10 protein-coding genes and 2 pseudogenes are annotated in these 9662 nt (G+C 66.8%); 4 read left to right on the top strand and 8 right to left on the bottom strand.

Going from position 1 to position 9662, the window contains the following annotated elements:
• Positions 1 to 140, bottom strand: a pseudogene (locus QGG75_21145) (IS1380 family transposase).
• A gap of 490 nt (positions 141 to 630) precedes the next feature.
• Complete coding sequence (locus QGG75_21140; GenBank protein ID MDP6069733.1) at positions 631 to 1164, bottom strand: phasin family protein; 534 nt, start codon at positions 1162 to 1164, stop codon at positions 631 to 633.
• Positions 1165 to 1393: 229 nt separating this feature from the next.
• On the opposite strand from QGG75_21140, the gene QGG75_21135 reads away from it, so the two are divergent.
• Entirely contained in the window at positions 1394 to 2134 is a 741-nt protein-coding gene (locus QGG75_21135; protein MDP6069732.1) for a DUF4336 domain-containing protein, read from the top strand.
• On the opposite strand, the gene QGG75_21130 is transcribed toward QGG75_21135, so the two are convergent.
• From QGG75_21130 to QGG75_21115, 4 genes are all read right to left on the bottom strand, one after another.
• Entirely contained in the window at positions 2131 to 2730 is a 600-nt protein-coding gene (locus QGG75_21130; protein ID MDP6069731.1) for an SCO family protein, read from the bottom strand. The genes QGG75_21135 and QGG75_21130 overlap by 4 nt on opposite strands.
• An 83-nt stretch (positions 2731 to 2813) precedes the next feature.
• A complete protein-coding gene (locus QGG75_21125) occupies positions 2814 to 3299 on the bottom strand; it encodes a copper chaperone PCu(A)C (GenBank protein MDP6069730.1) in 486 nt (161 codons plus the stop codon).
• A 104-nt stretch (positions 3300 to 3403) separates the two neighbouring features.
• On the bottom strand, positions 3404 to 3856 hold the full coding sequence (locus QGG75_21120) for a DUF2946 family protein (GenBank protein ID MDP6069729.1): 453 nt from the start codon (positions 3854 to 3856) through the stop codon (positions 3404 to 3406).
• Between the two features lie 33 nt (positions 3857 to 3889).
• Complete coding sequence (locus QGG75_21115) at positions 3890 to 5110, bottom strand: MFS transporter (protein MDP6069728.1); 1221 nt, start codon at positions 5108 to 5110, stop codon at positions 3890 to 3892.
• A gap of 290 nt (positions 5111 to 5400) precedes the next feature.
• On the opposite strand from QGG75_21115, the gene QGG75_21110 reads away from it, so the two are divergent.
• Positions 5401 to 6741 carry a D-alanyl-D-alanine carboxypeptidase family protein gene (locus QGG75_21110; GenBank protein ID MDP6069727.1) on the top strand — a complete coding sequence of 447 codons (1341 nt, stop codon included), beginning with the start codon at positions 5401 to 5403 and terminating at the stop codon, positions 6739 to 6741.
• 290 nt (positions 6742 to 7031) lie between these two features.
• Here QGG75_21110 and QGG75_21105 read toward each other — a convergent pair whose 3' ends face one another.
• Positions 7032 to 8534 carry a bifunctional UDP-sugar hydrolase/5'-nucleotidase gene (locus tag QGG75_21105; GenBank protein MDP6069726.1) on the bottom strand — a complete coding sequence of 501 codons (1503 nt, stop codon included), beginning with the start codon at positions 8532 to 8534 and terminating at the stop codon, positions 7032 to 7034.
• 45 nt (positions 8535 to 8579) lie between these two features.
• Positions 8580 to 9068: an ankyrin repeat domain-containing protein gene (locus QGG75_21100; GenBank protein MDP6069725.1), complete on the bottom strand. Its 489-nt coding sequence runs from the start codon at positions 9066 to 9068 to the stop codon at positions 8580 to 8582.
• A 107-nt stretch (positions 9069 to 9175) separates the two neighbouring features.
• Here QGG75_21100 and QGG75_21095 point away from each other — a divergent pair, with 107 nt between their 5' ends.
• Positions 9176 to 9307 carry a hypothetical protein gene (locus tag QGG75_21095; GenBank protein ID MDP6069724.1) on the top strand — a complete coding sequence of 44 codons (132 nt, stop codon included), beginning with the start codon at positions 9176 to 9178 and terminating at the stop codon, positions 9305 to 9307.
• Between the two features lie 15 nt (positions 9308 to 9322).
• Positions 9323 to 9652 (top strand): annotated as a pseudogene (locus QGG75_21090) (hypothetical protein).
• Positions 9653 to 9662: the final 10 nt, after the last annotated feature.

The following is a 9662-nucleotide window of genomic DNA, read 5'->3' as shown; positions in this document are numbered from 1 at the left end:
ATGTACTGCTCCGCTGTCCCACGGTGATTATAAAACGCCACCACCCGTTCGGCGGGCCGCGACAGGTTGGTGACGATAAAGCCGACGCGGGGGTACAACTCGCCGGGGTGCCATTCCACCTTGGCCACCACGCGCCGCTTCGCTGTGGCGCCGCCAGGGTAGGAGCGCTGCGCCGCGCGATGTGGGACATCGGGCAAGCACCTCGACACACCCTGTCGGCGCCACAGCGACGCCCGAAGGGTCGCTCCCAGCCGCGCGCCCACGTCGTCGAAGTCCGAAGAACGTAGCCCCGCTACGATCTTCGGACTTCTCCTAGCGGATCGCATCAACTGGGGGCGACGCAGGCCATGACCCGGCGAGAAATGCGGGCTAGGGGGGCGCAAGTGCCTTGTGCACAAAGAAAAAGGGCCCGGCAGGGGGGGCATTGCCGGGCCCTTTTATCCTGCGGCCCGCGGGGCGGGCCGCCGGGAACACTGTTGTACGCGGAAGCGATTCACATTTGATGTGAAACGCTTGAGGCTGCGACCGCAGCCCACTGGCCGTCCGGCGCGCCTGCGCAGGTGCGGGCCTTTAGGTCCGCTACCGTGAGCGACAAAATCCTGACGCGGTTCTCAGGAACTGAGAGCCGCTTCAGGACGCGAAGGGCTTGACGAAGCTCTCCATGGCGGCATGGAAACGGGCGTTCACGGGCGCCCCGGCCTCGCTGGCGATCTTGACGCCGAGCTCGCTGACCTTGGTGCTGCGCGCCACCCAGGCCTCGAAGGCCGACTTGGCGAAGGCGCTTTGCAGCTCGAAAGCGTCTTGCGGCGTCTTGGCGGCGACGACCTGGCTGAAGGTCTCCATGTGCTCGGCCATGGTGCCCTTGGTGTAATCGACGACCTCGGCGTTGATGGCCTCGAAACCCTTGCTGGCAGCCGATCCGGCGGCCACAAGTGCGTCCATGTTGTCGCGTCCGGCAGTGGTCATCTGGTCGTAGCCCTTGACGGCGGCGTCGATCTGCTCCTGGCCCATGGTAAAGGCCTTCTCGTAGCCCCGGGCGGCGGCGTCGGTGCCGACCTTGACCACCGTCTCGACGGTCTCCTTGCCGGCCTGGGCGACGGCGTCTAGGGTCTGGGCGGCGGCTTCGCTGGTGGCCTGGGCGGAATTGGTTTTCTGCTTGCTCATGATCTCGGTCTCCTGCTGGGTGGCGCGCGTCCAGGCTTCTCCGGAAGCTTTTTTGCTGCACTGCAATAAATCTGTCTGGCCTGCATATAGGGGGGTGAAGGCAGGGTGTCAACGTTTTTTTTGCGTTGCAGCATATTTTCTTTTGCATATGCGAAAAAGCCCCATACCGCCCCTATCGGCGTCGGGCTATGATCTCGCTGTCCTGCCCGAATCCGCAGAGAAGGCCGCCATGGGCGAAACCCGAGCCAGCGCTCAGGCGCTCACCCCCACCCTCACCCCCCTGGCCGAGGCGATCTGGCTGGGCGAGGGCGCCATCGTCGATTTCTACGGCTTTCCCTATCCCACCCGCTGCCTCGTGGTGCGGCTCGCCGACGGTGGCCTCTGGGTCTGGTCGCCGGTGGAACTGACAGCGGATCTGCGGGCCGAAGTCGAGGCCCTGGGCCCCGTCGCCCATCTCGTCAGCCCCAACAAGATCCATCATCTCTTTCTCGCCCAATGGCGGGAGGCCTTTCCCCAGGCCCAGCTCTGGGGGCCCGCCTCGACCGTGCGCAAGCGCCGCGACCTGCAATTCGAGGCAGCACTCGAAGACACGCCGCCCGCTGTCTGGGGGCCGGAAATCGACCAGGCCTGGTTCCAAGGCTCCTTCTTCATGGACGAGATCGTTTTCTGCCACCGACCCTCGGCCACGGTGATCATCGCCGATCTTTCGGAAAACTTCGGTCGGGCCTTCCTGGAGCGCCACTGGCGCGGCTGGCAGCGTGCCATCGCCGGCCCCTGGGGCATTACCGAAGCCCACGGCTATCCGCCCCTGGAGTGGCGCCTGACATTCTGGCATCGCGCGCCGGCCCGCCGGGCCCGGGCAAAGGTGCTCGGCTGGCAGGCCCAACGCGTCGTCATGGCGCACGGCGAATGGCAGCGCACGGGTGGCCAGGCCTACCTCGAGCGCGCCTTTTCCTGGCTGGGGAATTAAAGATATTTCCGCAAGCCGGCCGCCAGCGCCTCGGGCGCTATGTCGTGAGGGAATCGAGCCAGGAATTTGCCGCCGGGCGCCATCAGGTAGAGGTTCGAGATGTGGTACATCAGATAGCCCTCGTCGGCCTCTTCCTCGCCCTCGATCACCTTCATGTAATAGGCGTGGTAGGACTTGGCGATGGCCGCGATCTGTTCGGGACTACCGGTCAGCCCGACGATCGAAGGATGGAAATTCTCGATGAAGGATTTCAGCACTTCCGGCGTGTCGCGCTGGGGATCGACGCTGATAAAGAGCGGCTGTATCCCGGCAGCCTGCGGGCCCATTTGCTCGAGCGCCGCCGTCACCGTCGACATGGTGGTGGGACAGACGTCGGGGCAATAGACGTAGCCGAAGAAGACCAGCAGCTGGCGGTCGCGGAAGTCGGTTTCGCTGACGCTTCGGCCGTCCTGGTTGACGAGGCTGAATTCCGGGGCCACGGGCACAGGCGCGGTGACGGCGGGGGGCTGGTCTAGTCTTTGCCAGGTTTTCCAGCTCATGAGGCCGGCAAGCGCCAGCACGATGGCCAGGCCGGCGAAGACGTAACGGCGTTGCATGGTCGGGATCCGTTGCTTTGACCCCGCCAGGCCGGCCGGCAGGAATACCAGGCGGCCCGGCTTGGGATCTCGGGGATTGGGCGCTAGTGCTTCATTTTCATGCCGCCCATGGCGCCAGCCTTCATGACATGGGCCATGATCTCGATCTCGCCGGCTTTTTCGAAGACCAGGGTGAGCTTGATCATCTCGCCCATCTTCAGCGGCGCCTTGAGGCCCATGAACATGACGTGATAGCCGCCCGGCTTGAGCATCGCCATGCCGCCGGCCGGCACCTCGATGGCGCCCGCCGGCCGCATCTTCATGAGACCGTCTTCCATCAGGCTCTGGTGCAGTTCTGTCTTCTTGGCCAGCGTACTTCGCACTGCCACCAGCCGGTCGGCCTTGGCGCCGCCGTTTTTGATGGTCAGGAAAGCGGCGCCCGTCTTGGCCAGCTTGGCCGTGGCCCGGGCCCAGGGTTGCACCACGGTAAGTTCGCCGATCTTGTACATGGTATCCGCGGCCCTGGTTTCGGCGCTCCACAAGGCAACCACGGCAGCCAGGACGGCAAATAGTGTAGAGACTCTTTTCATCGTTCGATTCCTTCGCTCAGTCTGATCCATGCCCGCAAAGCGGCAAACCAGCGGCACACCACCTGCGTGGCACCGCACGGGCTTTCACGTTGTTTTTGTGGGAATCAGGCGAGGGAAGGAGGAGCGCGGGCGAGCCGTCGAAATTGCCTCCGAGCGGGATCGGGTATCCGGTCCCCTGTTGGCGCCGCAACTTCGGCCCACTCGACAGGCCGTGCCAGCACGGCCGGGGCGGCCGCCAGCAGGTTGCCGGAAAGCGTTCGCGCCAGGCATACCGGGCAGAAATCGGCGGGCGCCCCGGGCTCGGAGCCCGGTTTGTGGCCGTCCTCGTGCGCCGGCCTCGAGACGGAGCTCAGCAGCGTACACAGGACAAGCGATTTGCCCGCCTCGCCCTGGCCGCCGCCGAAAGCCGCGGCCCTCAGCCCTTGGCCCAGCGGCACCGCCAACTGCAACAGCAGCGCCACCATGCCGAGCCAGGCGCAGTAGCGGCGGCGTCGGGATTGAATGTTGCCGAGGTTCATGAATTCGCCTTCGGCGCGCAACCTATTTGAAAGCACCATGGCACGCAAGCGGGCGCATCCCGGGACCTTGTCCTACCCCCGCCACAGCTTGCGCCAACCGATACCGATCAGCAGCAGCGGCACCAGTCCCTCGAGGGCGATGATGCGAAGGGCGGTGGAGCCGCCGAACCATTCGCCCATCAAGCCGACATTGGAAAAGCCGATGATGCCTGTGCCGATGCACAGCACCAACAGCCCAAAGAGGCGGCCCCGCATGTCGGGCGGTGCCACGGCGTAGATCAGGGTGCTCTGCATGGTGGTGAAACCGGCCCCGGCCAGGCCGACGCAAAACAGCAGGGCCGCCAGGGGCCAGGCCGCCCCCGCCCAGCCGGCGGCGAAGATCAGGGCGAGAAAGCCCATGGTGCCGAAATAGTAGACGGCGCGCAGATTGAGCCCCCGGCCGGCGACGGCGATGACCAGGGCGCCGAGGAAGGAACCGCCGCCCTCCAGCGCCGCCAGGCCGCCGATCCAACCGGCCTCGAGCGCCAGTTCGTCCTGGCCGATGACCGGGATCATGGAGATGAAGGGAAAGCCCCAGATGTTGAAGACCACGGTAACCAGCAGGATGCGCAACACGTCGCCTTCGCCGTCACGGGCAACGAAGGCGAAGGCCTCGCGGAACTCGCGCAGCACCCGGGTTGCCGGGCCCGGCTTGGCGGCCGAGGTGCCGACCGGCACGCCCAGGATGAGCAGCAGGCAGAGCGCCGAAAGCCCGGCGATCAGGGCGAAGGCGCCGATGCTGCCCAGCGCCTGGTAGAGCACGCCGCCCACGAGCGGCCCCAGCATGCGCGTGGCATTGTTGCTGGCGCTGTCGAGGCTCATGGCCGGTACCAGGCGCTCGAGACCGGCGGCATCGCCCAAGAGGCGGCGGCGCAACGGCATGTCGGTGGTCCAGACCACACCGCCCAGGAAGCTGGCCAGCGCCACGTGCCAATAGACGGCCAGGCCGAATACGAAGAGCGCCAGCAACACCACCGCGGTCAGCGTCGCCAGGCCCAGGCTGGCCAGCAGAAACAGCCGCGGCGGCCAGCGGTCGGCCAGGGTGCCGACCAGCGGGCCGAAAACCGCCAGCGGCAGCATGCGCAGAATCACCAGCAGCGCCACCAGGAAGGGTGAGGCCGTGACTTCGAAGGCGAAGATGCCCACCACCAGCAACTCCAGCCAGCGCGCCACGCCGGCAAAAACGCCGACCAGCCAGATGCGGCGAAAAATCGGCTCGGCAAGCAGCTCGCGAAGGGGACGGCCTTTGCTCATGATGGTGGCATGATTTCACGAATTCGGATTCTTCGCGTTAACCAAAATTTATCGCCGTAAATTGCATACTTGCCTTGAAATCGATGTTAGGATTCAATGGCTTACAAAATGGCAGCAAGGTTGCCGGAAAATCGGCCGGCAATCAGGGTGGGGATATGACCTTGAGCCTTCTGCCGAATAAGGTCTGGTGGGGCGGTAAGGAACTGGAGGTCATGTTTGGTCGACTGTTTGGTTGGGCCGGTCCGATAGCCGCCGGCTGGCCATTGAGGCTAGCCACAGCGAGGTATGGCTTGGCGCTTGGTCTGGCGCTGGGACTGGGACTGGTCTGTGGCCTGGGCGCCAGCCCGGCGCAGGCAGCGCGCTATACCGCCATCGTGGTCGACGCCAACAGCGGCAAGGTGCTGTTCGCGCGCAATGCCGACCGCCGCCACTATCCCGCCTCGCTGACCAAGATGATGACGCTTTACCTGACCTTCGAGGCCCTGGAGAAGGGCACCATCAAACTCTCATCGGCGCTCGCGGTGTCACGGCGCGCAGCCGGCCAGACGCCCTCCAAACTCGGCCTCAAGCGCGGCCAGACCATTGCCGTCGAGGACGCCATCCTGGCGCTGGTGACGAAATCGGCCAACGACGCCGCCACCGTGCTGGCCGAGGCGCTGGGCGGCAACGAAGCGAATTTCGCCGGCCAGATGACCAAAAAGGCCAAGCTTTTGGGCATGAAACGGACGCGCTTTCGCAACGCCTCGGGCCTGCCCAACCGGTACCAGCGCAGCACCGCCCGCGACATGGCGACGCTGGCGCTGGCGCTGCAGCGCGACTTCCCGCAGTACTACCACTATTTCTCGACCCGCGAGTTTCGCTACAAAAACCGCACCTTCACGAACCACAACCGTCTCTTGCGCAGCTACCGGGGCGCCGACGGCCTCAAGACCGGCTACATCCGGGCCTCGGGCTTCAACGTGGCCTTCTCGGCCCGGCGCGGATCACGGCGCCTGATCGGCGTCGTCCTGGGCGGGCGCAGCCCCAAGTGGCGCGACCGCAAGACGGCGCGGTTGATGGACATCGCCTTCCGCCGCGCCCAGACGCTCGACATGGTGGCCCGGCGCCAGGCCGGCAAACCTCAGGCGGTCAAACTCAAACCCTTGCGTCGCAGCGCCGGCAATGGGGCCAAACCGGGCAAGGCCGCCAAGCAGAACCTGACGCGCCGCCTGCTGGCCCGCCTCGAGAACATCGGCCGCCGGCCGGCCCGGCCCGGCCAGGCCCCGACGGCCGCCACAGGGACCGAACAGACAACCAGGCAGGCGTCGAGCCGGACCCTACCCGACAAGCCCATGGCGGCCAGCCCGACACCACCCTCCAGTGGCTGGTGGGGCGTCCAGGTGGGCGCCTACAGGGGCTACGGCAAGGCCCGGCTGCGGGCCGAACGGGCGGCCCGGCTGCTGCCCCGGCGGCTGCGCCACGCCCGCGTCTCCATCGACCTGGGCTCGGCCCGGGCACTTTACCGGGCCCAGTTGATCGGCCTCAGCCAAGGCGACGCCGGCGAGGCCTGCCGGCTCTTGAAGCAACGCGGCCTGGGCTGCGTCACCCTGCCACCGAACGACAGCCGGTTCCTCGAAGTGGCGCAACGCTAGAGCGGATCTCAGTTGATGAGATCCACTCTAGTTTTTTGTCGCTCACGGCGGCGGACCTCACGGTCCGCAGCCTCCGCGGGGGCGCCGCAGTAGCGGCGGGTCGCGTTGCTCCTGTTGCACCAAGACTAATCAGAAAAAGACACAAGTGGCCGCAGCTCTAAGCCGCGCGCCCCTTGGGGGGGGGCGGAGGCCAAGGGCGCGGAGCGCCCGCCCGGTGAGGGTCGAATCAAGACTTCGCCCGGCCGGTGAGGATCCCACAAAACCACCGCCTTCTCGCTTCGACGCAAAACCTATTTGGCCAAAATTCGGCCTTCCACCTTGGGCGCCACGCTCTCCCGGGCGGCAATGAAATCCATCACCATGGTGGCCATCAGCTTGGCCCCCGAGGCATCGATAAGACGCTTGGCGCCCTTGAGTACGGCGTAGCCGTCGCCGCCCCTGGCGATGTAGTCGTTGGTGGCCAGCCGGTAACGCCGGGCGGGATCAAGCGGCTTGCCGCCGACCTCGACCTCGAGCAGGCGGCTGCCCGGCGGCGCCTTGGTGTCGTAGACGAATTTCAACCCCGAGACCTGGGGAAAGCGCCCGGCCGTGTCCTCGATCCGGCTGACGCCGTTCTCCAGGGCCGCCCTGAGTTCGGCGCCCGAGACCTCGAGCAGCACGGTGACGTTGCCAAAGGGCAACTCGCCCAGCACGTCCTTGCGGCTCAGCATGGTGCCGGCCCGGTAGGTCCGGTCGCCCCGGATGCCGCCGCCGTTGGTCAGCGCCACATCGGCACCAACAACCGCCCGCATGGCGTCGGCGATCAGGTTGCCGATGGCGCTTTCACCGCCGCGCACGCTGGCGCGGCGGCTGTCGAGCGGCGTTTCGCTGCGGCCCACGGCGACGCCGAGTTCCTTGGCCAACAACGATTCGTACTTGGCGACGATGGCGCCCGCCCCGGCATGGGGCTGGACGCCACGGGTCGAAACCAGCCGCCACTGGGGCCGGATGGCCAGCTTGGGGCCGCTCCGCCCCTTTGTCATTTCGAGCTCGAGGTCGATCACCGCCAGGTAATGGGCGTCCGAGCCCGCCTTGGCGATGACGGTACCGCGCTCGTAGATCATCATGGGGTCGTGGTCGTGGCCGCCCAGGATGACGTCGATGCCGGGCACGGCCCGGGCCAGCGCCCGGTCGGCCGCCAGGTCGAGGTGGGTGAGGGCGATCACCAGGTCGGCTTTCTGCTGGCGCAGCAGAGCCACCATGGCCCGGGCGGTCTCGACCACGGGGGCGAAGCGGACCTCGGCCCCGGGGCTGGAGAGGGTCCGGGTCTCCGGCGTGATCAGGCCCATCAGCCCGACCTTGAAGGGCCCCACCTGGTGCAGCAGCATGGCCCGGCCCACGAAGGGCCGGCCGTCGGCGCCGAGCGTGTTACTGGCCAGCCAGGGAAAGCTGGATTCGGCGATCCGGCGGCGCAAGACCTCGCTGCCGAAGTCGAACTCGTGGTTGCCCAAGCCGGCGGCGTCGAGACCGAGCGCATTGAAAATCTCGATCATCTGCCGGCCCTGGGTCAGGCCCGAGAGCAAGGACGGCGACAGGAGGTCGCCGCCCAGCGTCGTCAGGTGGTGCTCGGCCCGGGCCCGCTCGGCCTTGAGTAGCGTCATCAGCGGGGCCAGGCCGCCTTGCCCCTTTCGGGGCGAGATGCGGTAGACGTCGTTGACGTGCAGCAGCGTCAGCTTGGCGCTCTGGCCCTGGGCCGCCGCGGGCAACCAGGCCATGGCGAGAACGGCGATGAGCAGGCGGATGGCGTGGCGCATGATCGGTCTCCTGCGGGGATCCCCTGGCGCCGGATCATAACCCTCTCAGGTCCGCTGATCGAGCATCGCCAGCAGCTCGGGGTGGCGTTGTCGGGCCAGTTCGCGCACCAAAGTGCCGCGGCCGTCCCGAGCCTCGGGATCGGCGCCGCGGGCCAGCAGCAGCGCCACCACTCCGGCCTTGCCCCCGGCCACCGCCCAATGCAGTGCCGTGGCACCGCGGCCGTCGCGGGCCGCGGGTGCGAGATCGCCGCCCTTGGCCAGGAAGGCCCGGACCAAGGGTTCGTATCCCTTCTTGACCGCATCGATCAGGTTCCGCGCCGGGGCTTGCGCGGTATTCCAGGCACCAAAGCCCAGCAACTTGAGCCCACCCCCTTCGACGATTTCGATCAGCGGCGTGTAGACGGCGGCCACGGTATCGACAAGGTGCGCCCCCTCGCCCTGCTCCAGGGCCACCGCCTCGGCCGCCGGGCGGTGCTCGAAGCCGTCGCAACGCCCGCCGTCGGGCGAGATCACCTGGTAACGGAAATCGTTCATGAGCAAAGACCTGGTATTCGGCGGGCAAGCGTCAAGGTCATCGTTGCCTGGCGCGGACGAAGCGCTAAGATAGCCGCCAGATCGACCCTTTTGGGGGAGCGGCAACGATGGCCAAACTCAATACCGGCGACGTCTTTCCCGAGCTCACCCTCGACCTGGTCGGCGGCGGAAGCTTGAATCTGCCCGGCGGCCTGGCGGGCAACTACCGCGTCATCCTCTTCTATCGCGGCCACTGGTGACCCTACTGCCGCCGTCAGTTGGACGGCTTCGCCAAGATCCATGACGAGCTGCAGGGCATCGTTGCCGCCGTCGCGGCGGCCAGCGTCGATAGCGGCGACAAGGCGCGCGAGGTGGCCGACGGCCTGCCCTTTGCCGTGGCCGAGGGGGTGAAGCGCGAGGACGCCGACAAGATCGGCGCCTGGTGGGAGGAGAAACGCAACTTCATCCAGCCCTCGGAGTTCGTGGTCGGCGGCGACGGCCGTGTCGTCACCTCGTCCTACAGCTCGGGCCCCTTGGGCCGCATCGACGCCGCCGACGTGGTCAGCCTGATCAAGTTCTACGAATCGCGAAAGGCCAAGTCATAACCTCGATCGC

Source organism: Alphaproteobacteria bacterium, from assembly GCA_030740435.1.
In the GTDB taxonomy this organism is placed as follows: domain Bacteria; phylum Pseudomonadota; class Alphaproteobacteria; order UBA2966; family UBA2966.
The sequence above is the reverse complement of the archived record's forward strand: the minus strand, read 5'-3'. Positions and strand labels throughout refer to the sequence as shown.